Below are 21,144 nucleotides of genomic sequence, written 5' to 3' on the forward strand. Positions count from 1 at the left end.
TGAAGCGGAAGATGTCGAACTGGCCGTTGAAGAAGGTTCCAAAAACACCTAAGTAAACGGTATTGGACCTAGCCCTCGTTCAATGCGCGCACCGCGTGCCGCAGCGCCGAGCGCCTTTGCTGAATCGATGGTTTTCATGAATACGTTATGTCGCCGATCGGATACAAAATGAATCGGATCTTGGATTGCTTATCAGCGCTGCGAACAGGATTCCTGACGCGTTCACTAGAGACGATAGGCCCCATCCCCGCACCGAAGACACACCCGACGATGCAGGGGAGTTCGGAGGCCATCATCTGAGCCGACCAGGCGCTCTTGCCCTCAGTGCTGCGCCAGCCGTTGAGCCAACGCGATGGTCAGCCCCTCGGGCCTGCGGATGTAGGCCATGGACCAGATGCCCTCGTATTCGCCGATACCCCCGATCAGCCCGTAGCCGCGCTCCTGCAACCGGCTCACCAGCAGGGGCAGGTCCTCCACTTCGAAGGCCAGGCTGCGCAGTCCCAGCTCATTGGCCATCGCCCCGGGCTGCCCGGGACCTGGAGCCGGGCGGTCGAAGCTGGACAGTTCGATGCAGACATCGGTTCCGGGCACCGCGAGCATCACGATATTGGTCCGCGAATCGGGGATGCCGCAGACGGTGTCGAGGAACTCCCCCTCCATGCCTTCCTGGCTTCCCTGGACTTCCAGACCCAGCTCCACGAAGAACCCGGTCACCGCTGCCAGGTCCGACACCGTGACGCCGATATGGTCGAACCTCTTGATCTGGGGTATCGGTGCATGGCTCATGGCTCTTCCCTCTCCACGGGGTTTCCGGTACTTTAGGCGCAGGTTATTGCGCCTCATGCTACGCCCGCGGCGCGACGGGTCAAAGCAGATTCGGCGGCTCCCAGACGAGAAACAGGCAGGCATCATGAGCATCGAGATCTTTTCGGCGGATGCCGAGCGGTTGAACGACATCCGGCAGATTTTCGGCACCACCGGCGACCCGTCCTGGTGCAAGTGCCAGTACTTCATCGACGAGAACTGGAACCAGGGCGCCGACGCCAACGATCTGGCGCTGCAGACGCAGGTCTGCACCCAACAGGTCCCCGCCGGCCTGGTGGCCTACGCGGACGGCGAGCCCGCAGGCTGGGTGCAGGTCGGGCCGAGCACCCGCTATCCCCGGTTCAAGCCGCGGGGCCACCAGGCGGCGCACTCGATCTGGGCGCTGACCTGCTTCGTGGTCCGCGACGGCTATCGAAAGCGCGGGGTCGCCCGCGAATTGCTGCGCGCGGCTATCGGGCATGCCCGAGATGCAGGGGCCGAAATCCTGCGCGCCCGACCCACCGACACGGAGATCACTGCGAAAGACAGCGCCGGCCTGTTCACCGGCGTGCTCAGCAGCTTCAAGGCCGAAGGCTTCGAGATTGTGAACCGCAACCACAGCATGGCCCTAGTCCAGCTTCGCCTCGCGGCCGATCCCACGTAGGCTGGCATCGATAGCAGCGGTGGCCATCCGCGAAGTTCTGCACGAAAGAGGTTCGGAGATCAATCCCCACCCAGAGATGATTCGTTCGCGGCAGCTGGCCTGGCTCGGCGTCGGGGCGGCGTTGCTTTCCATGCTGACCACGCGATCGGTAGCCCTGCAGTTCATCTGCCTGACCCTGGGCGCCATCCTGTTCATCATGTCCGCCCAACGTCTCCCCGCAGACACCGGTTCCAAGGGATTGCCTTCCCGCACCACGCTGGTCGTGCTGTTGGGCATCGCTGCGGCATCGTTTGTGCTGCGCTTCGTGCTGCTGCTGGCGGTTTCCACGCCGGCGAGCTATGCCGACTACATGCCTGAGACCGGTCCGCCGGCAACCCAGTTCATCGCCGCGAATACGACCTTCTTCTACCTTTTTTCGGTGCTGATGATGTTCGGTGCCTCGATTGGCGCAGCGTTGGCGCTGTTCGGCCGCAAGCAGCGCACCGCCTGGGCAGCTCAGCCGCTAAGCGGCAGGCTGCGGCCGATAGAAGATGAAGGCGAGCAGCCCGGCCAGAGCCGCCAGCCCGACAGTGGGAATCATCAGCGCAGGGTTCATGGTGACCCGCGCCGGATCCGGAGCATCCCGCTGGGAGGCGATCAGCGTCAGGTGCATCGCGTTGACGCCCAGCGAGAAGAACACCCCGAGGCCAACCCCGACCCGGGCCAGGAGTGCCGAGGCGCCGCGGCGGGCGATGGCCAGCCCGCAGACCAGGGCGCACAACACGATGGCCGTGAGCGAAAGCAGCAGGTTGATCCCGAACAGCGGTTCGAAGCCGCCGGCGATATTCTGCTCGTTCCAGTGCGTGGCGAGTTCTGCCGGCAGCCGGTCGGAAACCATCACCGACCACAGGCTGATCCCTGTGGCGAACAGCGCGGTGCACGCAACGGTCCCCACCGCCCAGGAGCGGTCGTAGCCGCGAATCAGCGACGGGATCATGGCCTGGCCTCCGGATCGGGGAGTTCCACCGCGCCGGGATCCCGCGGCAACTGCACATGGTGGAGTTTCATCGGTGATGCCCCCTGACGGCGATTCGCGCCTAGCTGGCGAGTTCGGCGACCTCGACCAGCCCGCGGCGGGTCGGCACCGGGGCCACGTGGGTGCCGGCGGTCGAGACCCGCTGGACCTGAAGCAGGCGCGGGGCGTTGCCCTCGGCAGTGCGCAGGATCCACGGGCCGACCATCAGGTAGGAGTGGTCGTTCTCCGCCTCGGTGACCACGCCGGTGACCACGAAGTCGCCATAGGGCTCCTGGCTGAAGGAGGCCACCACCAGGTCGCCGTGCTTCAAGTCCGCCGCTTCCACGGCCTCCGGCTCGAAGCTTCCCTCGAATTCGGCGGGGAACGCACGCACGTCCTTGTCCGGCTGGCGCTGGAAGGCCTCTTCACCGTCGGCTCCCTTGGCGGCCTTCTTGGCCGCGGCGGCGTTCAGCCCGCCGACCATCAGGTCGTCGAGCACCGTGGCGTGGGCCCGGCCGCTGATCAGGAAGTTGCCGAAGCGCACGGTCTTGTAGAGCACCGAGACGACGTCGCCCGCCGCCACCGTGCTGAAGGCTGCCTTCATGCCGGCCACGTCGCGCTTGGAGGGTCCCTTGATAAAGGTGTCCATTGGTACTCCCATTCCTGCTGGTCTGCGTTCTCTGGCTTAACCCTATTCGACCCGGGAATTGGTCGCGAATTGGCAGTGCGCGCACCGTGGGGCATGCGCTAGTGTGGAGTCGACGGCCAAAAATCTGCCCATCGGGTAGTCTCAAACACTTGCTTCACAGCTAAGCTGGTGTGGTGGACACACTAGAACGCTATGCACCGAACGAAAATCTCCGCCGGGACGAGGCCGCGCTGCGCGCCGCCGATATCACCTGGCACTTCGCGGAGGTCCAGCTGGATCTTTCCAACGCGGCCGACCAGGCCGCCACCAGCTACCGGTCCGTCACGACGCTAAACTTCGACACCGCCAGCGGCGAGACCTTCGTGGACTTCATCCACGAGTCCGTGCAGGAGGTCCTGGTCAACGGCGCCCCGATCGACCTGGACGACGCCGTGCTGGACGCCCGCATCTACCTGTCAGGGTTGCGCACCGACGCGCCGAACACCGTGAAGATCACCGGCCAGGCCATCTACTCGCGCTCCGGCGAGGGCCTGCACCGCTTCGTGGACCCGCAGGACGGCGAAACCTACCTCTACACCCAGTTCGAGCCCTCCGAGGCACGCCGCGTCTTCGCCTGCTTCGAGCAGCCGGATGTGAAGACCAGCTACCGCTTCACCCTCACCGGCCCCTCGGCCTGGCACCTGGCCAGCAACCAGCCGATCGTGGACGAGGTCTTCCACGATGACGGCACCAAAACCGTGGTCTGCTCCCCCACCCCGAAGATCTCTTCCTACATCACCGCCGTGCTGGCCGGCCCCTACCACGTGGTGCGCGACGAGCACGTGCAGCAGCTTCCCAACGGCGAGGAACTGGTCATCGAGATGGCCGCCACCTGCCGCGCCTCGCTGGCCGAGCACTTCGACGGCGAAGAGGTCCTGGAGCTGACCAGCCGCGGCCTGGCCTACTTCCACGAGCTGTTCGACTACCCCTACCCGTGGGGCAAGTACGATTCCGCGTTCGTGCCCGAATACAACCTGGGCGCCATGGAAAACCCGGGCCTGGTCACCTTCACCGAGCGCTACGTGTTCACCTCGCACGCCACCGAGGGCCAGCACGAGCAGCGCGCGAACACCATCATGCACGAGATGGCGCACATGTGGTTCGGCGATCTGGTCACCATGAAGTGGTGGGACGATTTGTGGCTCAAGGAGTCCTTCGCCGACTACATCGGCACCCTGGCCAACGACGCCGCCACGGACTTCACCACCGCTTGGACCACCTTCGCCGCCCGCCGCAAGGCCTGGGCCTACGTGGCCGACCAGATGCCGACCACCCACCCGATCGTCGCCGACATCCCGGACCTGCTGGCAGCGGACCAGAACTTCGACGGCATCACCTACGCCAAGGGCGCCAGTGTGCTCAAGCAGCTGGCCGCCTTCGTCGGCGCCGAGGCCTTCCGCGACGCCGCACGCAGCTACTTCCGCAAGCACGCCTACTCCAACACTTCGCTGGATGACTTCCTGGCGGCCCTGGAAACGGCCAGCGGCCGCGACATGGGCCAGTGGGCCGACGCCTGGCTGAAGACCAGCGGCGTGCCCAAGCTGCGCGTGGACTACGCGACCGACGAGGCCGGACTGGTCACCGAGGCATCGCTGGTGCAGTTCGGCACCGATCCGATCAGCAATGAGCCGATCCGCCGCCCGCATGTGCTGACCGTCGGCGCCTACACGCTGTCCGAGGGCACGCTGGCCCGCACCGCGGTGCAGTCGGTGGAGCTCACCGGCGACAGCGCGCCGCTGCCATTCCTGGTCGGCCGGCCGGCCCCGGCCCTGGTCCTGCCCAACGACGGGGACGAGACCTACGCGCTGGTCGACTTCGACGCCGCCTCCCGCGCCACCCTGCTGGAGAACCTGTCCGGCCTGACCGACTCGCTGCCGCGCGCCACCTGCTGGGCGTCGCTGTGGGATGCGGTGCGCTCGGCCACCCTGGACGCGCAGAGCTACGCCGGCGCGATCCTGGACCACGCGCACACCGTCACCGACGCCGGCGTCTTCGGTGTGCTCACCGACCAGCTGGTCACCACGATCTCCCGCTACGCCGCGCCGGAACTGCGCGCCGGGCTGCGCGAACGCGCCGCCGAGGTGCTCACCGGATGGCTCACCCAGTTCGAGGCCGGCAGCGACCAGCAGACGACCACCGCCCGCACCCTGGCCCGGCTGGCCCGCGCCGGGGTGGCCGGCGAGGTCATCGACGCATTCCTCGCCGAGGGCGAGAACCCGTACGCGGTGGCCGTGGACGAGCAGCTGCTCTGGGATTCCTACGTCGCGCTGGCCGCCTCCGGCCGGCTGGACGAAGCCGCCGAGCAGCGCATGCACGCCGCCGCGAAGGCCAACCCGACCAGCGTGGCGCTGAATGCGGTGCGCACCGCGCTGGCCGCCCGCCCGGACGCCCAGGTCAAGGAGCACGCGTTCGACACCGTGCTGATGGCCCGCGACGAGGACGGTGCGCTGTCCAACGACGCGCTCTCCGCGGTGGCACTGGGCTTCTCGATGGGATCGGCCTCGCTGCTCGCCCCGTTCGAGCAGCGCTACTGGGCCGCGATCCAACCGGTGTTCGAGACCATGAGCATGGAATTCGCCACCCGCGTCATCGAGGGCCTGTACCCGATGACCCAGGACCTGGAAGGGGCGATCGAGCAGAACACCGCGCTGGCCGACGCCACCGTCTGGCTTGAACGCCATGATGGAGCCCCCAAGGCCCTGCGCCGCATCCTCATCGAGGAGCGCGATGCGCTGCAGCGTTCGCTGAACGCCCAGGCCTTCAGCCGCACCAGCCGGTAGCAATCCGCCAGCCCCCGGGCCTAGCGCTGAGCACTCAGCGCCAACGGCCCGGGGGCTGCCGTCAATTTCATCCGCGCACGCGCCGACCGGCTCTGGCTGCGAAATCGTCAAGGGCCGCAATGACCCTGGGTGCGATCCAAGCCCTCTGTCCGTTGACATAGCCCGCGGCTTTTAATGCACCCACCTGCTCCAGGCGTTCGATATTCCGGTAGGCGGCACTGGAGGATTGTCCGGTGGCGTGCATGAGCAGCTGGGCGGTCATGGCCGGTTCGCGGAAAATCAGTTCCGTGGCCTGCTTCAAGCCTCCGCGGGGTGGTCGAACGAACCCTGCAAGAACCTGTTCGCGGACATTTCGGATGTCCTCGGCCAGCTTCCTGCCGTTGTCCGTCGCCCTAAAAGTGGACTCCGCGAACATTTCCACGATGGGTTCGATGTCGCCCTCCCGGTAGGCTCCGAGTGCATCGAAATATGCCGCGGTATCGGTGAGCAAGCCGGATGACACCGGAATGGTGACCTTCTCGGTAACTCCCTTATTCCTCAGCATCGACCCGACCAGCGCGCGGCCGGTTCGACCATTGCCATCCGGAAAGGGATGGATGGTCTCGAACTGCGCGTGGGCAATGGCCGTCTGCGTCAGCGCGGGAATATCGTCACGCTGCATGAACCGCACCAAATCGGCGATGCCCGGGCCGACCTTGTCATGGTGCGGAGGAACAAACATGGCTGAATGCGGGGAATTCCCGCCAATCCACACCGCTTCAGTGCGGTAGCGTCCCGCTAGCTGGGGCTCGGAGCTTTCAAGCAGCGCGCGGTGCATGGCCAGGATGTTCTCGCTGCAGAGGTTTTCCGCGAGGTCGATTGCCGCAGACATGGCGGAAATATTGGAAGCGACCAGGGCTGCATTGACGCTGGAGCGGTCGCCCAATTGAGCCATGGCCAGACGCCGCGCGCCAACGGTCAAGTTCTCAATCTGCGAGCTGGCTGCCGACTCGCTTCGGAGCAGCAGTGCGGCAAACGGTGCGGCGGCATCACCCAGATCACGGTCGAAGCGAACGGTCTCGATCGTGGCCTCTTCGACCAGCGCAGAGGTTCGCCCTGAAACCCGCGGGTCGCAATCCGCGATCTGCGGAACAACTGCGGCCCTATAGGGGCCGCGGGCGCGCAGTCGCTGCCGGCGCGAATACGTGGCCTCCGCAGTTGCCATCCACGCGATCTCCTCAAAGGCAATGGCAGGCCATGAGGCCGACATCTCACCCTGGATTCCGGGTCGCAGTGAACGGACCATTGGCTGGGCACCTTCCAAGATCTGGGAATGAACTTCACCTATATTCCCACAAATCATGAAATGCGGGAATATAGGGTGGTTCCATTCCCAATGGCTCCCCAGCGAATGCCGCGCTGGGCGCTGCGTCCGGGTTACGGCACCCTGGCCGTCCACTGGTCGGTGTCGAACTTCGTTTCAGCCAGGTCTCGCGCGGCCTGGCGTGACTTCTCGTCCAGCTCGGCTCGTTGCGCGCCGGTGCGCTGCGCGAAGGTGTCCATCATGACCTCGATGATCTCCATCCGATCCAGCTTGGTCTGCGATTTGAGCGGATCCACGCGCTTGACCGCCGAAGTGATGCCCTTGTCGGAGATCTTCTCGCGCCCGATGCGCAGCACCTGCGTCATCTTCTCGGCGTCGATGTCGTAGCTCATCGTCACATGGTGCAGCATGGCGCCGTTGGCCAGGCGCTTCTGCGCGGCGCCGCCGATCTTTCCCGCTGCGGTCGCGATGTCATTCAGCGGCTTGTAGTGCGCGGTGATGCCGATCTTCGCCAGCGCTTCCATGACCCACGAATCCAGGAACGGGTAGGAATCCGCGAAGCTCATGCCGTCCACGAGGGATTCCGGGGCGTAGAGCGAATAGGTGATGCAGTTGCCGGCCTCCATGAACATGGCCCCGCCGCCGGAAATGCGGCGCACCACCTTGATGCCGTGGTGTTCGGCCTGCTGGCTGTCGACCTCGTTGCGCAGCGACTGGAAGGAGCCGATGACCACGGCCGATTCATCCCAGTCCCAGAACCGGATGGTGGGCTTGCGCTCCCCCTTGGCGATCTGCCGGGTCAGCACCTCGTCCAGGGCGACCTGCTCGGCCACCGGTATGATCTCCGGGCCCAGGATCTGCCAGTCATGGTCTTCCCACTTGGTGGCGTGGCCCAGCGCGCGGCGCACCACCCGGGCCACCGCATCGGCATCAAAACCGAACATCACCGCGCCCTCGCGCAGTTTTGCGGTGACGGCATCGCGGATGGTGCCGTGGCTGGCATCGGTGCGCAGCCCGGTGAGTGCCGCATTCAGGTCTTCCAACGCGTCATCGGGCTCAAGGAAGAAGTCCCCGTTCAGCGAAGCCCGGGTGATCACCTCGTCCGCGGTATCCAGATCCACAACGACCAGTTTGCCGCCGACTACCTTGTATTCACCGTGATGCATCATGCGGCTATTCTATCCCTGACCACCTGCTCGACGGGCGGGCATTGGCGCTCACGCGGTGAGGCGCACCGCGGTGCGTCCGCGCACGCGGCCCGCGAGGATCTCTTCGGCCCGGTCCGGCACCTGCTCGAGTTCGATGGTGGTGCTCATCCCTTCAAGCACGCTGAGATCGAGATCCGCGGCCAGCAGCTCCCAAGCCCGGGTCCGGGTGGCCAACGGCGCGCTGACGGTGTCGGCCCCGGCCAGGGTGACATCGCGCAGGATGTGGGGGAACACGGTAATGGACAGCTCCGCGCTTTGGGCCATGCCGCAGGCGACCACCAGTCCCCCGTACGACGTTTGGGCCAGCACGTTGGCCAGGGTGGTGCCCCCGGCCACGTCGATCGCGGCGGCCCAGAGCTGTTTTTGGAGTGGGCCGCCAGCGTCGCCGGCCAGCGTCGCGCGGTCGATGATCCGTTGCGCGCCGAGCTCCTTCAGGTACGCCGCTTCCTCGTCGCCGCGCCCGCTGGAGGCGACCACCTGGTAGCCATGGCGGGCCAGCAGCGCGCAGGCGATCGAGCCCACGCCGCCGGCCGCGCCGGTGACCAGGAGCTCGCCGTCGCCGGGAGCCACTGCCGAGTCGAGGATTTTCTGCACCGCGATTGCGGCCTCGAACCCGGCGGTGCCAATCGCCGCGGCTTGATATGCGGTGAGCGTGCCGGGAAGCCGGACGAGGAAGTCGGGCGCGACCCGAGCTTGGTCCGCATATCCGCCATGGGTGCTTTCGCCAATCCCGGACCCGTTGAGTATGACGGTGTCGCCGGAGTTCCACTCGGGACTTTCCGACCGGGTGACCCGTCCGACAACATCAATTCCCGGGATCAGGGGCCAGGAGCGCGCAATGCCTTTCCCGGTCAGGGCGAGCCCGTCCTTGTAGTTCAGGCTGGAGTACAGCACGTCGAGTTCGACGGGGCCTTCAAGAAGGTCCGGATCGGCATCGGTGAGGTGCGCCGTTGCGCCCTTGGACTCGATGAGCAGTGCGCGCATGTTCTTCCCCTTGTTGCCTTGCTTCATGGTCGGTGCATGGATCGTGCGGCTGTCCGGGCCCTGTCGCCCCCAGCCATCCAACGGTGGCCTGCGGCTGATAAGAAGTCCCGCAGGCGCCACGATACGCCGACTCTAGCCAATGGCCGTCGATGCGGGCAACACCCCAGCTGATTGCACGGCGGACATCCGGTGAATCCCGAGTCGCTGCTGAACAGAATTTTCGCTCACGAAAAACGCGGGCATCTGCGGTTAAAGCAGCAACGGCGTGCTTCCAGAAAATCTGGAAACACGCCGTGAAAGCTTGCGAGGGGGCGAAGAACTACTTCTTGCCGCCGAAGCCCTTGAAGCGGGCGTTGAAGCGCTCGACACGACCGGCGGTGTCCATGATGCGCTGCTTGCCGGTGTAGAACGGGTGCGAAGCTGCCGAGATTTCGACGTCGATGACCGGGTAGGTGTTGCCGTCTTCCCACTCGATGGTCTTGTTCGAGGTAGCGGTCGAACGGGTCAGGATCTTTTCGCCGGAAGCCAGGTCGTTGAAGACAACTGGGCCGTACTGCGGATGGATATCAGCCTTCATAGCTATACACCTTCATGTTTGTGGCCACTGGATTTTGCCAGCAGCTGATTGCTCGGAAAATTGCGCCTGCACACGACCCACCAGGTGAATCGAAACACACAGACATTCCATCTTAGCGCACCGGCGGGGCTGGATGAAAACTGCTCAGCGTGGCGAAGAGCACAAATGCCAGAACGCAATGGCGCTGGCGGCGCCCACGTTCAGCGAATCGACCTCGCGGTGCATCGGGATGATGACGGTTGTGTCGACCGCTGCCAGCGCTTGCTCGGTCACTCCGCGGCCCTCGTTGCCCAGGATCATCGCGGCCTTCTCGCCGGCGGCCAGCTGGATCTCGTTCAGCGGCACGGCGTCGTCGGTCAGCTCCATGGCGAGCATCCGGTAGCCGTGGGCGCGGATCCGCTCGATGTCCCGCGGCCAGGATTCCAGGCGCACCCAAGGCAGCTCGAACACGGTGCCCATGGAGACGCGGGCGCTGCGCCGGTACCAGGGATCCACGCATTTGGGGGTGAGCAGCACCGCGTCGATGCCCAGGCCCGAGGCCGAGCGGATGATCGCCCCGAGGTTGGTGTGGTCAGCGATGTCCTCCAGGATCGCCACCCGCGAGCTGGCGGCCAGCACCTCATCCAGGTCCCGCGGCGCCGGGCGGTTCATCGCCGCCATGGCTCCGCGGTGCAGGTGGAAGCCGACCAGGTCCTGCAGCTGCGCGTCGTCGCCGATGAAGATCGGCGCGTCCGGGAAGCGGTTGAACTCCGCCACGAGCTGGCCCAGGTGCTTTTCGGCCAGCAGGAAGCTGCGCGGGGTGTGCCCGGCGTTGATCGCGCGCTGCACGACCTTGGTGCTCTCGGCGATGTACAGGCCGTTTTCCACGTCGGTGCGCATGCGCAGGTGCGCCTCGGACAGGCGCAGGTATTCGTCCAGCCGGGCATCCTCCAGGTCCGCGACGTGCAGGATGCGCTCGGGGTTGAGGATTTCCTCGGGGAACTCAGGCACCGGCCACCAACTTGTAGATCATGTTGACCAGCGCCACCAGGCCCAGGATGACGATCACCAGGCGCAGCCAGCCCGGGGAGAGCTTGCGGCCCACCTTGGCGCCGATGAAGCCGCCGATCAGCGAGCCGACGGCGATCAGCAGCACGATGATCCAGTGGATGCGCTCGGGCGCGATGACCAGGTACATGACCGCGGCGACCAGGTTCACGATCAGCGAGAGGATCACCTTGATCGCGTTGGACTGCTGCAGCGAGGCCTGCAGGAAGACGCCGAACACCGCCATGAGCAGCACACCCTGCGCGGCGGTGAAGTAGCCGCCGTACACGCCGATGACGAACACCAGGATGTACAGGATCAGCGGGATCTTGGCCTTGTCCGCGGCGTCCGGGTCCGTGCCGCCCTGCGCGGCCTGCCGGGTCTTGGCCCATGCGGCCAGCCGCGGCTGGAAGATCACCAGTACCAGCGCGCACACCAGCAGGACCGGGGCGACCACCCCGAACACCGACTCGGGCAGGTTCAGCAGCAGCAGCGAGCCGATCAGGCCGCCGACCAGGGAAACCGGAACCAGCTTCAGCAGCGTACCCTTGACGCTGGCCGCCTCGCGCCGGTAGCCCCAGGCGCCGGAGAATCCGCCGGCAACCAGGCCCATGGCGTTGGAGACCACCGCGTTGACCGGGGCAATGCCCAGCGCAACGAGAATCGGGAAGGTGACCAGGGTGCCCGATCCCACCACGGTATTAATGGTTCCGGCCCACAGTCCTCCGAGGAAGACCAGGGCTTCACGCCAGAATTCGATCATGGTGTGGCTCTCCTGTTATTTGCGATGGCTCTCTTAGCGGCGCGCGAACGCCGAGAAACGGCCGCCCTCGCGACGCAGGGCCAGCGGCATGGAATAGGTGGCTTCGAGGTTTTCCTCGGTCAGCGTCGCGGCGATCTCGCCGGCGGCGACCACCTGGCCCTCGCGCATCATCAGGATGTGCGTGAAGCCCTCGGGAATCTCTTCAAGGTGGTGGGTGACCAGCACCAGCGCCGGAGCGTACTGGTCGGAGGCCAGCTCGCCGAGCTTCGCGACCAGGTTCTCGCGGCCGGCCAAATCCAGGCCGGCAGCCGGCTCGTCGAGGATCAGCAGCTCAGGGTCGGTCATCAGGGCGCGGGCGATCAGCACGCGCTTGCGTTCGCCCTCGGAGAGCTTGGCGAAGGACTGGTTCATGAACGTGGACATGCCCCAGTCGTGCAGCAGGCCGAACGCGCGGCGCTCGTCGAGCTTCTCGTACTTCTCGCGCCAGCGGCCGGTCATGCCGTAGGCGGCGGTCAGCACCACGTTCAACGCGGTTTCATTGCCGGGGATCGAATTGGCGACCAGGGCCGAGCTCAGGCCGATCAGCGGTCGCAGCTCGAAGACGTCCACGCGGCCCAGGGTCTCGCCCAGGATGCCTGCGGTGCCCCGGGTAGGGTGCATCCGGGTGGAGGCAATGTTCATCAGGGTGGACTTGCCGGCGCCGTTCGGGCCGAGCACGATCCACCGCTCTCCCTCGTTAACCTGCCAGGAAACGTCCTTGAGCAGGTCTTTACGCCCGCGCACCACGCTGACATCATTGAAACTTAGCACTTCGCTCATGGTATTTAAGCCTAGACTTCTGACCCCGCGAATCACTAATTAGCAACGTCTTTAACGCGGCGCGAACCCCGTGCCATCCGCGGTTCTCACCGACTATGACGTTTGCTACACCATGCGACGGCCGGCAGGGCGACGTCATTTTTGGTCGCACGGCGCACCGGGACGAAAATGGAACCATGGCCTCTACCCTTGTTTTCGTCTCCCGCCCCTCCCTGCCCCGCAGCGTCTTCGACACGCTGCTGGACGGCGCCCGCGCTGCCTCGTTGGTTCCCGCCAACGCTGAAATCTCGATCCGCACCAGCTCCGACCGCCTTGTCGCCAAGGTGGCGCTGGACGACGCCCAGACCGCTGCGGCGCGCCAGGCTGCCGGGCAGTACCTCGACGCCCAGGTGGCCGCCGGAACCGTGGCCGAGTCCGATGTGTGCCTCGCGGTCGTCGACGCGGCCCTGACCGAGGCGAAGCAGCTGCTGCTGGTCATGGATGTCGATTCAACCCTGATCAAGCAGGAAGTCATCGAGCTGCTGGCCGCGCACGCGGGACGCGAGAAGGAAGTGGCCGCGGTCACCGAAGCCGCCATGCGCGGCGAGCTGGACTTCGCCCAGTCGCTGATCCAGCGCGTGGCGACCTTGAAGGACCTTCCGGTCTCCGTGCTCGGCGAGGTGGGCGAACGCATCATCTTCTCCGACGGAGCCCGGGACCTGGTCAAGCGCTTCCACGCCGCGGGCCACAAGGTCGGCGTCGTCTCCGGCGGCTTCCAGCAGATCCTCGACCCGCTGGCCGAGGAGCTGCAGCTGGACCACGCCCTGGCAAACACCCTGGGCATCGAAGGCCCCGTGCTGGACGGCACCGTGCATGGGCAGATCGTTGACCGCGCCATGAAGGAAGAGATGCTGCGCTCCTGGGCGGCCGGCCACGGCATCGACATGGCCGCGACGATCGCCGCCGGCGACGGCGCCAACGATTTGGACATGGTCACCGCAGCCGGCCTGGGTGTCGCTTTCAACGCCAAGCCCGCACTCAAGGAAAAGGCCGGGGCCCAGATCAACTTCTCGCGCCTGGACGTGATCGCCGACCTCGTTCTTGACGACCTGAACTAGTTCAAATCCAACAAGTCGATAACGATTCGCCCAGAAAACGCTGGTTTTCGGTTTGTTGGTTGTTCCAGCCGATAGTATTTCAGGTGACGCAACCCTTGACCCAGGCAGCTTGTCGGGGTATGTGCCGCAATCTGACCGCTTTTCGAAAGAGCCGATAGACCAGTGCAGACACCCACCCCGGACAATCAATCCACCGCGTTCCAGCCCGCCGTACCTGCAGGAAATCCCAAGGACGGCCGTCGGAAGGGCTCGGCCAAACCGTGGATCATTGCCGGTTCGTGCGTCGTCGCCGCGACCGCGGCATATTTCGGCACCGCGGCCGTGATCAGCTCCCAGGTCCCCGCCAACGCCACCATCGCCGGCGTCAACATCGGTTCGCTGAACCAGGACGAGGCCCGCGCAGCCCTGGAAACCCAGGTGATGCCGCTGGCCCTGAAGCCGCTGGAGACCACGGTCAACGGCAAGGGCTACCAGCTCGACCCGGCCAAGGCGGGATTGAGCCTGAACGTCGAGAAGACCATCGCGGACCTGACCGCCTTTGAAGCCAACCCGGTCAGGCTCTACGAGCGGCTCACCGGCGATTTCACCGCCGAAGCAGTCATCGACGTGGACCAGGACAAGCTGAACGCCCACCTGGAGAAGCTGGCCGCCAAGGCTGACACCAAGGTCTCCGAAGGCACCATCGCGTTCAAGGACGGCAAGGCAACCCTGTCCCAGCCCGTGGACGGCGTTGCGCTGGATGTCCAGAAATCGGCGGAGAAGATCGCCGGGGAATGGGAAATCGCCGGCCCCGCCATGGAACTGGATGCCGATGTCACCAGCCCGGAGGTTTCCGCGCAGAAGCTCCAGTCCTTCTACGAGACGCAGGTCGCCTCCCTGCTGGAGAAGGACGTCATCCTGGTCTCCGGGGACAAGAACACCGCCATCTCCCCCGCGTCCATCGCCGCCGCGGCGAGCTACTCGGCCAAGGACGGCGAACCGCAGCTGGTGCTGGACGACGAGAAGCTCTACCTCGCGGCCACCAAGAACTCCGACCTTTCCAGCACCGCCAAGGACGCGAAGATCGTGCTCAAGGGCGGCAAGCCGACCATCGTGAAGTCGGTGAAGGGCATCTCCCTGGAAACCAAGGACCTGGGCGCCAAGGTGCTGGCCGCCAGCCAGACCGAATCCCGCCGGGCCGAGGTCGCGATGACCGAAAGCGACGCGGACTTCACCACCGCCGACGCCGAAAAGCTGGGCATCAAGGAGGAGATCGTCGAATTCTCCACCCCCTACCCCGCCTCGGACACCGTGCGCACCAAGAACCTGAAGGCCGGTTCCGCGCGGGTCACCGGAACCATCGTGAAGCCGGGCGAACGCTTCTCGCTGCTGCAGGCGCTGGGCCCGATCACCACCGCCAACGGCTACTACAGCTCGGGCGTCGTGGAGAACGGCTTCAGCTCCGAGGCGGTCGGCGGCGGCCTGTCGCAGATCTCCACCCAGATGTACAACGTCGGCTTCCTGGCCGGCTACGACGACATCACCCACAAGCCGCACTCGCGCTGGTTCGACCGCTACCCGGCCGGCCGCGAGGCCACCCTCTGGGAGGGCCAGGTCGACATGATCTGGGAGAACAACACCCCGTACGGCGTGATGATCGAGGCCTGGGTTTCCGGCGACGCGGTGAACACCCGCCTGTGGTCCACCAAATACTGGAAGGTCTCCCAGGACAGCTCCGGCAAGTACAACCAGACCGATCCGAAGACGGTGCACAACAAGGCCGACAAGTGCATCGCCGAATCCGGCGGACGCAAGGGCTTCAGCATCGACATCACCCGCTACCGGGAGACCGTCGACGGCTCCAAGAAGCTTCCTGCAGAGACCAAGTCCTGGACCTACAGCCCATGGAACAAGATCGTCTGCGACTAGTCACCAACGCCACAGGGGCCGCGGCTTCCGCCACAACGGCGGGAATCGCGGCCCCTGCGGCGTTCTGCCCGCGATCAGGCGAACAGCGGCGAAACGACGACCACCAGCGGCAGCACGCTGGAGGATACGGTGCCCTTGAGGCTGCCGCCGCGCGGCTTCCAGTATCCCATCGCATCCGCGGCGGCCATGGCCAGGCTGGCCAGCAGCATGTACCAGCAGAAGGACAGCACCACCACGGTGCCCGCCAGCGGGTCGCCCCAGCGGATCATCGCCAGTCCTGCCATCGCACCCAGGGCCGAGAGCAGGTTGCGCGCCCCGATGCAGAAGGACCACAGCTTCACCGAATCGGCATGTTCCGGATCGACGCTCAGGAACTTGGCCACCTTGGGCCGCCCGTAGAAGAACATTTCCAGCGGCGCGACCCCGATCAGGATCAGTGCGCTGACCAGGGCCGCAAGCTGCCCCACAACATTGAGTGTTTCCATGGCCGTCTCCTTGGCCTCATGACTCCAATCGCAAGCGCTCCGCACCCGGGCCGTCCAACCGGCTCAGCCAGGCATTCCTGCCCGTCAGGAGCAGCAGCAGGGCCTCCATCGGCCCCTCAACCAAGGCTCCCGCGCCCGCCGACCATGGCGCGTCGCTCGCCTGCAGCCGGTATCCGGCCAGCTTGCGACGCGCGTTGAAGGGGAACGGGAGCCTCCACACCAAGTCGGCCCCGGCCCGCGCGGCATCCACCGGCATGGGTGGATACTCCACGTCCAACGCAATGGAAATATCCCGGGCGTGCACCATGATGTCCGTCAGCGGGGTGGCGCCGACCGCGCCGGGAGCGCGGTGCTTCGAGGCGGCGAATCGCCGGTAGTCCGCTGCGATCTGCTCCACCGGCGCGTCGCCGCGGCTGCGGCCATCGAAGAAGATCATGCTGTTGAAATCGCCGCGGGCCCGGAGTATCGCGCGCAGCACCCGGACGAGGCTGGTGCTGGCCGGGGCGATCGCATGGGCCGCCACGTCGCGCACCCGCCACCCGGGGCACAGCGAATCGGCATTCCACTGCTCTTCGTCCAAGCCTTCCAGCAGGCCCACCAGCAGCAGTCGCTGTTCGGCGACCAGCTCCCACATCCGATTCCTTTGCATCGGGCACCCGATTCATTGTTAATTATGGTCAACTTTACTGACTAATATTAGTTCGTTACACTGACCATATGCAAGGGGAAAATTCCATGGATCCGGGGCCGCTCAACGTCGGCCTCCTGCTCTTCATCCCCTATCGGGAGCTGGAGGAAAGGGTCTTCGCCGCGGTGCAGGACGCCGGCTACAGCGATATCACGCTGCCCCAGGCACGCCTGTTCCAACGGATTTCCGCCAACGGATCGCGCATCACCGACCTGGCCAACCGCGTCTACGTCACCAAGCAAACCGCCAGCGTGCTTGTCAACTCCTTGGAAAGCAATGGCTACGTGCGGCGTATGCCGGATCCGCTGGATGCGCGAGCCAGCCTGGTCATCGCCGACGCCCGCGGCCTGGCGGCCGCCGCGGTGGCCGCGGCGGAAATCCAGCGAATCGAAGCCGAATGGCGCAAGGCCCTGGGCACGGCCCGCTACGAGCGCCTAGTCCGCGACCTCGACGAACTCGCGAAACACACCAATCGGCCGCAGTGAATCGGCAGTGGGTACGCCAAGGGGCGCCCGGCCGCGATGGCCGGGCGCCCCTTGGCGTGTGTTCGGGAGCGCTACTTGCCGGACTGCTCCAGGAAGTCCTCGGCGCCGCCGACCAGCTCGGTATGCCCGGTCGGCACGTCGGCGAAGACCATCTTGGCGACCTCGGCGCCGAACTCCTCCACGGAGTACAGCTTGCCTGCCTGCTCGCGGCGGGCCTCGATGGCGCCCGGCTCCATGCGGTTGAGCAGGGTTGCGGTGATGGTGCCCTCGATCATGTCGCCGGAGACCACCACGAAGGTGATGTTCTTCTCGGACAGCTGCGGGATCATTTCGCGCAGCGCGTCCTCGCCGGCGCGCTTGGACTTGGCCACGGCGTCGTAGGCGTCCATGGTGGAGACCTCGTTGATGAAGTGCGCCTGGTGGCTGGTCACGAAGACCACGCGGCCGCCTTCGCGCAGCTTGGGCAGCGCGGCCTGCAGCATGGCGACCTGCGCGTCGCGGTTCAGGCGCAGCGCGTAGTTCTCGCCCATGGAGGTTTCCATGCCGCCCGAGGCGTTCAGCACCACGACGTCCAGCGAGCCGAAATTCTCCACGGCCGCGTCAACCAGCGCCTGCGGGCCCTCGACGGTGGTCAGGTCCGCGCCCACGGCAACGGCCTGGCCGCCCTTCTCCTGGATGGCGGCGACGATCTTGTTCGCGCGCGGAGCCTTGGCGCGGTAGTTCACCACCACGCCGATACCCTGCTCGGCCAGCAGCTGCGCGGTGACCGCACCGATGCCGCGGGAAGAACCGGTGACGACTGCACCCTTGTATTCGCTCAACTTCACATACTCCTTAAAATGGGGGAAAATTCGGGGGCTGCGGGCTAGTGGCCCATGCCCAGACCGCCGTCGACCGGGATGACCGCGCCGGAAATGTAGCCGGCCTCGTCGCTGGCGATCCAGCGCACCACGTTGGCCACTTCTTCGGGCTCCGCAAAGCGGTTGGCCGGGATGCTGGCCAGGTAGCCCTTCTGGGTTTCTTCGGGCAGCACCGAGGTCATCTCGGTGTTGATGAAGCCCGGGGCCACCACGTTCGCGGTGATGCCGCGCGAGCCCAGCTCGCGGGTCAGCGAGCGGGCGATGCCCACCAGGCCCGACTTGGAGGCGGCGTAGTTGATCTGGCCCGGGGAACCGTACAGGCCCACCACGGAGGAAATCAGCACGACGCGGCCGCGCTTGAGCCGGATCATGCCCTTGGCGGCGCGCTTAACCACACGGAAGGCGCCGGTCAGGTTGGTGTCGATCACCGAGGTGAAGTCGTCTTCGCTCATGCGCAGCAGCAGGGTGTCCTTGGTGACGCCCGCATTGGCGACGAGAACCTCAACTGGGCCGTGGGCCGCCTCGACGTCCTTGAAGGCGGCGTCGATCGACTCGGCATCGGTCACGTCGGCCTTCACGCCCAGCAGCCCGGCGGGAACCTCGCCGCTGCGGTAGGTGATGGCGACCTTGTCGCCGTTGGCCTCGAAGGCGCGGGCAATGGCCAAGCCGATTCCACGGTTGCCGCCGGTGACCAGGACGCTGCGGCCAGTCGTTGGTTCAGTAGTCAATGTATATCTCCGTTCACGCACGCCGAAATGCCGTTCCGGCTGCCGCCGGACGGACCCGTGGTGTGCACTGTGCCTAGGTAAGTAGCTGCTTCTGAAGTCAATCCTATTTGCTACCAGCTGGTTTTACCGCTTCGACGTACGGTAGAAATTCGATTCTCGGGGCCGTGAGTGAGACAATGGAACAACCGAAACCCCGATGAAGTGAAGTTCCACTCAATGTCGCACCAGCCCGCGCACCATGGCTCGGATGAGCCCCATGTGCACCGCATTACCGAAGCCCGCGAGTCCCATACCGTCGAGCAGGATACCCGTGTGCGCAAATACACGATCACGATGACCGTGCGCGTGGTCTGCTTCATCCTGGCCTTTTTCACCACGGAGTGGCTGCGCTGGTTCTTCCTGATTGGCGCGATCTTCCTGCCCTACGTCGCCGTGGTCATCGCCAACGGCGGCGCGGACCTGTCCCGCCGCGAGCCGCCGGCCGAGTTCTACCGGCCCACCGGGCCCGAGGCCCTGGAGGGCGTGCCGGCCGACGTCGACCCGGCCCCCGAGGGTGCCGAGGTGATCGACGGCACGCTGCTCGACGACCAGCAGCAGCGGGACGATTCCGGGGACGACCCCCAGCATGGCAAGGAGAACTGATGGACCTGCTCGGATCGCTGTCGGGCGCCGAAGCCCAGGCGCCGGTGAAGTGCTCCCGCAAGGGCTGCCGCCAGGACGCCGAGTTCCGCCTGCTGTGGAACAACCCGAAGATCCATACCCCCGAACGCCGCAAAACCTGGCTGGCCTGCACCGAGCACCGCCAGTGGCTGGAGTCCTACCTCAAGGACCGGCTGCTGTACAGGGAAACCCTGCCGCTGCATGACGCCGAAGGAGCACAGCACTAGATGTATCGTTTTCTGGCCAGCTCGCGCTGGATCGGCTGGCTGCTGCTGGTCGCCGTCTTCGCCGCGGCCTGCGTGTCGCTGGGCAACTGGCAGGCCGACCGGCGCCAGGAGGTGCTCACCGGCATCGAGCGGGTGAACAAGAACTACTTCGCCGCCCCGCTGACCGGACAGGCGGCGCTGGACTACTTCGCCGAGCTGCCCGAGGACAAGACCTGGAGCACGGTCGAGCTGTCGGGCACCTACCTTGCCGAGGACACCCGGATCGTGCGCAACCGCATCAAGGCCGGCGCCCCGGGCTACGAGGTGCTGGTGCCGTTCAAGACCACCGGCGGCGAGGTCGTGGTGGTCGACCGCGGCTTCCTGCCCATCGGCAACCAGGAAAACGGCCATCCGGACGCCATTCCCGCCCCTCCGGCCGGCGCAGTCACCGTGAAGGCGCGGCTGAAGCCCGGCGAGATCCGGCTGGACCGCGGCGCCCCGGAAGGCCAGCTGGCCACCATCCAGCTCGAAGACTTCTCCGCCGCCGTGGGCTACCCGCTGGCCCAGGGCGCCTACGGCATCATGTACGAGGAAAACCCGGCCCCGGCCAGCGCCCCGCAGCAGCTGGACCCGCCGGACATGGACGAGGGCCCGCACCTGTCCTACGAGATCCAGTGGTACATCTTCGGCGTGCTGGCCTTCGTCGGCTTCTGGTACGCGGCGCGCACCCAGAGGAAGATCAACGCGGAGGAAGCGGCCGAGCTGGCCGAGGCCCGCGCCCTGGGCTACGAGGAGCCGGTGCACACCGTGCGCAAGATCCGCGCCAAGGGGCCCAAGGTCCACCGCCGCGACGGCTCGCTGACCGACGAGGCGATCGAGGACGCGCTGCTCGATCAGCAGGACAGCAGCAGCGACGCACGCTAGCGCATGAAGCCGGCGGGATGATTCCCGCCAGCTTCGTCGTTAAAAAGGCAGCAGCTAGGGCTCCCAGCGCAGCCCGCCCTCGCTGCACACCACCGTGCCCAGGGCGCCGGGATCTGCGCAGGCGCCGTCCACCAGTTCCCGCTCCCCCAGCGGCTCGCGCAGTTCAAGGGTGTAGGGCACGGTCTCATTGGACGGGCAGCTGTAGGCCCCGTCGGGCAGCTGCTCCACCCAGACGGTGATCGTGACGCGCTGCGCAGCGTAGTCCACCCGGCTGTCGAGCACCTTCCCGGTCAGGCCGCCGGAGCAGCCCGAGCGCACGACCCCCAGCTGGAGGCTGGTGGCCCCGGGCCCCGGCGCCGCCGAATCCAGCAGCGACCAGTTCGCGTTGGGCGCCGGCGCCTCGGGTTCTTCCGGCAGCGCCGAGCACCCGGAAATGAACAGCGCCGCCAGGAGCATCCCGGCGGCGCTGGATACGCTGCGATAGGCCGTCATG

Annotated in this window: 23 protein-coding genes; 8 read left to right on the forward strand and 15 right to left on the reverse strand. The window is 66.0% G+C overall.

The genetic code is table 11. From position 1 onward, the window contains the following. Positions 1–321 precede the first annotated feature (321 nt). Entirely contained in the window at positions 322–786 is a 465-nt protein-coding gene (locus IEY43_RS17570; RefSeq protein ID WP_209550401.1) for a VOC family protein, read from the reverse strand. 124 nt (positions 787–910) lie between these two features. On the opposite strand from IEY43_RS17570, the gene IEY43_RS17575 reads away from it, so the two are divergent. After that, positions 911–1,468, forward strand: coding sequence for a GNAT family N-acetyltransferase (locus IEY43_RS17575; RefSeq protein ID WP_188950269.1), 558 nt, complete (start codon positions 911–913; stop codon positions 1,466–1,468). 502 nt (positions 1,469–1,970) lie between these two features. Here IEY43_RS17575 and IEY43_RS17580 read toward each other — a convergent pair. Both IEY43_RS17580 and IEY43_RS17585 read right to left on the reverse strand, forming a co-directional pair. Further along, on the reverse strand, positions 1,971–2,444 hold the full coding sequence (locus IEY43_RS17580) for a hypothetical protein (protein WP_188950271.1): 474 nt from the start codon (positions 2,442–2,444) through the stop codon (positions 1,971–1,973). Positions 2,445–2,544: 100 nt separating this feature from the next. Then, positions 2,545–3,111, reverse strand: a complete 567-nt coding sequence (locus tag IEY43_RS17585; protein ID WP_188950273.1) for a hypothetical protein — start codon at positions 3,109–3,111, stop codon at positions 2,545–2,547. A gap of 173 nt (positions 3,112–3,284) precedes the next feature. On the opposite strand from IEY43_RS17585, the gene pepN reads away from it, so the two are divergent. After that, positions 3,285–5,930, forward strand: coding sequence for an aminopeptidase N (gene pepN / locus IEY43_RS17590; RefSeq protein ID WP_188950275.1), 2,646 nt, complete (start codon positions 3,285–3,287; stop codon positions 5,928–5,930). Positions 5,931–5,997: 67 nt separating this feature from the next. Here pepN and IEY43_RS17595 read toward each other — a convergent pair whose 3' ends face one another. From IEY43_RS17595 to IEY43_RS17625, 7 genes are all read right to left on the reverse strand, one after another. Next, complete coding sequence (locus tag IEY43_RS17595) at positions 5,998–7,134, reverse strand: Fic family protein (protein WP_229777481.1); 1,137 nt, start codon at positions 7,132–7,134, stop codon at positions 5,998–6,000. Positions 7,135–7,346: 212 nt separating this feature from the next. Next, entirely contained in the window at positions 7,347–8,402 is a 1,056-nt protein-coding gene (gene lplAB / locus IEY43_RS17600; protein ID WP_188950279.1) for a lipoate-protein ligase LplAB, read from the reverse strand. 48 nt (positions 8,403–8,450) lie between these two features. Then, positions 8,451–9,425 (reverse strand): MDR family oxidoreductase, encoded by a 975-nt coding sequence (locus IEY43_RS17605; protein ID WP_188950281.1) that lies wholly within the window; start codon positions 9,423–9,425, stop codon positions 8,451–8,453. A 319-nt stretch (positions 9,426–9,744) separates the two neighbouring features. Further along, complete coding sequence (locus tag IEY43_RS17610) at positions 9,745–10,002, reverse strand: type B 50S ribosomal protein L31 (protein ID WP_047119068.1); 258 nt, start codon at positions 10,000–10,002, stop codon at positions 9,745–9,747. Positions 10,003–10,146: 144 nt separating this feature from the next. Next, on the reverse strand, positions 10,147–10,992 hold the full coding sequence (locus tag IEY43_RS17615) for a TrmH family RNA methyltransferase (RefSeq protein WP_374189876.1): 846 nt from the start codon (positions 10,990–10,992) through the stop codon (positions 10,147–10,149). Continuing rightward, positions 10,985–11,791 carry a sulfite exporter TauE/SafE family protein gene (locus tag IEY43_RS17620; RefSeq protein WP_188950282.1) on the reverse strand — a complete coding sequence of 269 codons (807 nt, stop codon included), beginning with the start codon at positions 11,789–11,791 and terminating at the stop codon, positions 10,985–10,987. Before IEY43_RS17620 ends, IEY43_RS17615 begins: the two co-directional genes overlap by 8 nt. A 33-nt stretch (positions 11,792–11,824) precedes the next feature. Beyond that, positions 11,825–12,610 (reverse strand): ABC transporter ATP-binding protein, encoded by a 786-nt coding sequence (locus IEY43_RS17625; RefSeq protein WP_188950284.1) that lies wholly within the window; start codon positions 12,608–12,610, stop codon positions 11,825–11,827. A gap of 176 nt (positions 12,611–12,786) precedes the next feature. Here IEY43_RS17625 and serB point away from each other — a divergent pair, with 176 nt between their 5' ends. Both serB and IEY43_RS17635 read left to right on the forward strand, forming a co-directional pair. Continuing rightward, positions 12,787–13,707 (forward strand): phosphoserine phosphatase SerB, encoded by a 921-nt coding sequence (gene serB / locus IEY43_RS17630; protein WP_188950286.1) that lies wholly within the window; start codon positions 12,787–12,789, stop codon positions 13,705–13,707. 162 nt (positions 13,708–13,869) lie between these two features. Beyond that, positions 13,870–15,615 (forward strand): VanW family protein, encoded by a 1,746-nt coding sequence (locus tag IEY43_RS17635; RefSeq protein WP_188950288.1) that lies wholly within the window; start codon positions 13,870–13,872, stop codon positions 15,613–15,615. A 74-nt stretch (positions 15,616–15,689) separates the two neighbouring features. Here the strand turns inward: IEY43_RS17635 and IEY43_RS17640 are convergent, their stop codons facing one another. Both IEY43_RS17640 and IEY43_RS17645 read right to left on the reverse strand, forming a co-directional pair. Then, positions 15,690–16,100, reverse strand: a complete 411-nt coding sequence (locus tag IEY43_RS17640) for a DUF1304 family protein (RefSeq protein WP_188950290.1) — start codon at positions 16,098–16,100, stop codon at positions 15,690–15,692. A gap of 16 nt (positions 16,101–16,116) precedes the next feature. Further along, positions 16,117–16,749 carry a maleylpyruvate isomerase family mycothiol-dependent enzyme gene (locus tag IEY43_RS17645; RefSeq protein WP_188950292.1) on the reverse strand — a complete coding sequence of 211 codons (633 nt, stop codon included), beginning with the start codon at positions 16,747–16,749 and terminating at the stop codon, positions 16,117–16,119. 68 nt (positions 16,750–16,817) lie between these two features. On the opposite strand from IEY43_RS17645, the gene IEY43_RS17650 reads away from it, so the two are divergent. Next, positions 16,818–17,273, forward strand: coding sequence for a MarR family winged helix-turn-helix transcriptional regulator (locus IEY43_RS17650; RefSeq protein WP_229777482.1), 456 nt, complete (start codon positions 16,818–16,820; stop codon positions 17,271–17,273). 71 nt (positions 17,274–17,344) lie between these two features. Here IEY43_RS17650 and IEY43_RS17655 read toward each other — a convergent pair whose 3' ends face one another. Next, positions 17,345–18,094, reverse strand: coding sequence for an SDR family oxidoreductase (locus IEY43_RS17655; protein ID WP_245353565.1), 750 nt, complete (start codon positions 18,092–18,094; stop codon positions 17,345–17,347). 44 nt (positions 18,095–18,138) lie between these two features. Beyond that, the gene (locus IEY43_RS17660; protein WP_188950296.1) at positions 18,139–18,861 is read right to left on the reverse strand and encodes a beta-ketoacyl-ACP reductase; all 723 of its coding nucleotides are present in this window, start codon (positions 18,859–18,861) and stop codon (positions 18,139–18,141) included. Between the two features lie 216 nt (positions 18,862–19,077). On the opposite strand from IEY43_RS17660, the gene IEY43_RS17665 reads away from it, so the two are divergent. The 3 genes from IEY43_RS17665 to IEY43_RS17675 are packed head-to-tail and all read left to right on the forward strand — an operon-like array spanning position 19,078 to position 20,651. After that, positions 19,078–19,503, forward strand: a complete 426-nt coding sequence (locus tag IEY43_RS17665; RefSeq protein ID WP_188950298.1) for a DUF3099 domain-containing protein — start codon at positions 19,078–19,080, stop codon at positions 19,501–19,503. Further along, positions 19,503–19,748, forward strand: a complete 246-nt coding sequence (locus tag IEY43_RS17670) for an acetone carboxylase (protein WP_188950300.1) — start codon at positions 19,503–19,505, stop codon at positions 19,746–19,748. The genes IEY43_RS17665 and IEY43_RS17670 overlap by 1 nt, the downstream gene beginning before the upstream one ends. Next, the gene (locus tag IEY43_RS17675; protein ID WP_188950302.1) at positions 19,749–20,651 is read left to right on the forward strand and encodes an SURF1 family cytochrome oxidase biogenesis protein; all 903 of its coding nucleotides are present in this window, start codon (positions 19,749–19,751) and stop codon (positions 20,649–20,651) included. A 54-nt stretch (positions 20,652–20,705) separates the two neighbouring features. Here the strand turns inward: IEY43_RS17675 and IEY43_RS17680 are convergent, their stop codons facing one another. Continuing rightward, complete coding sequence (locus IEY43_RS17680) at positions 20,706–21,143, reverse strand: hypothetical protein (protein ID WP_188950304.1); 438 nt, start codon at positions 21,141–21,143, stop codon at positions 20,706–20,708. Position 21,144 lies beyond the last annotated feature (1 nt).

The sequence above is a fragment of the Glutamicibacter protophormiae genome (assembly GCF_014647495.1).
Lineage (GTDB): Bacteria > Actinomycetota > Actinomycetes > Actinomycetales > Micrococcaceae > Glutamicibacter > Glutamicibacter protophormiae.

Bases quoted from the DNA above. Each gene is read 5' to 3' on its own strand.
- IEY43_RS17570 (WP_209550401.1), bottom strand. From the start codon at position 786: ATGAGCCATGCACCGATACCCCAGATCAAGAGGTTCGACCATATCGGC.
- IEY43_RS17575 (WP_188950269.1), top strand. From the start codon at position 911: ATGAGCATCGAGATCTTTTCGGCGGATGCCGAGCGGTTGAACGACATC.
- IEY43_RS17580 (WP_188950271.1), bottom strand. From the start codon at position 2,444: ATGATCCCGTCGCTGATTCGCGGCTACGACCGCTCCTGGGCGGTGGGG.
- IEY43_RS17585 (WP_188950273.1), bottom strand. From the start codon at position 3,111: ATGGACACCTTTATCAAGGGACCCTCCAAGCGCGACGTGGCCGGCATG.
- IEY43_RS17595 (WP_229777481.1), bottom strand. From the start codon at position 7,134: ATGGCAACTGCGGAGGCCACGTATTCGCGCCGGCAGCGACTGCGCGCC.
- lplAB (WP_188950279.1), bottom strand. From the start codon at position 8,402: ATGATGCATCACGGTGAATACAAGGTAGTCGGCGGCAAACTGGTCGTT.
- IEY43_RS17605 (WP_188950281.1), bottom strand. From the start codon at position 9,425: ATGCGCGCACTGCTCATCGAGTCCAAGGGCGCAACGGCGCACCTCACC.
- IEY43_RS17610 (WP_047119068.1), bottom strand. From the start codon at position 10,002: ATGAAGGCTGATATCCATCCGCAGTACGGCCCAGTTGTCTTCAACGAC.
- IEY43_RS17620 (WP_188950282.1), bottom strand. From the start codon at position 11,791: ATGATCGAATTCTGGCGTGAAGCCCTGGTCTTCCTCGGAGGACTGTGG.
- IEY43_RS17625 (WP_188950284.1), bottom strand. From the start codon at position 12,610: ATGAGCGAAGTGCTAAGTTTCAATGATGTCAGCGTGGTGCGCGGGCGT.
- serB (WP_188950286.1), top strand. From the start codon at position 12,787: ATGGCCTCTACCCTTGTTTTCGTCTCCCGCCCCTCCCTGCCCCGCAGC.
- IEY43_RS17640 (WP_188950290.1), bottom strand. From the start codon at position 16,100: ATGGAAACACTCAATGTTGTGGGGCAGCTTGCGGCCCTGGTCAGCGCA.
- IEY43_RS17645 (WP_188950292.1), bottom strand. From the start codon at position 16,749: ATGCAAAGGAATCGGATGTGGGAGCTGGTCGCCGAACAGCGACTGCTG.
- IEY43_RS17650 (WP_229777482.1), top strand. From the start codon at position 16,818: ATGCAAGGGGAAAATTCCATGGATCCGGGGCCGCTCAACGTCGGCCTC.
- IEY43_RS17665 (WP_188950298.1), top strand. From the start codon at position 19,078: ATGTCGCACCAGCCCGCGCACCATGGCTCGGATGAGCCCCATGTGCAC.
- IEY43_RS17670 (WP_188950300.1), top strand. From the start codon at position 19,503: ATGGACCTGCTCGGATCGCTGTCGGGCGCCGAAGCCCAGGCGCCGGTG.
- IEY43_RS17675 (WP_188950302.1), top strand. From the start codon at position 19,749: ATGTATCGTTTTCTGGCCAGCTCGCGCTGGATCGGCTGGCTGCTGCTG.
- IEY43_RS17680 (WP_188950304.1), bottom strand. From the start codon at position 21,143: ATGACGGCCTATCGCAGCGTATCCAGCGCCGCCGGGATGCTCCTGGCG.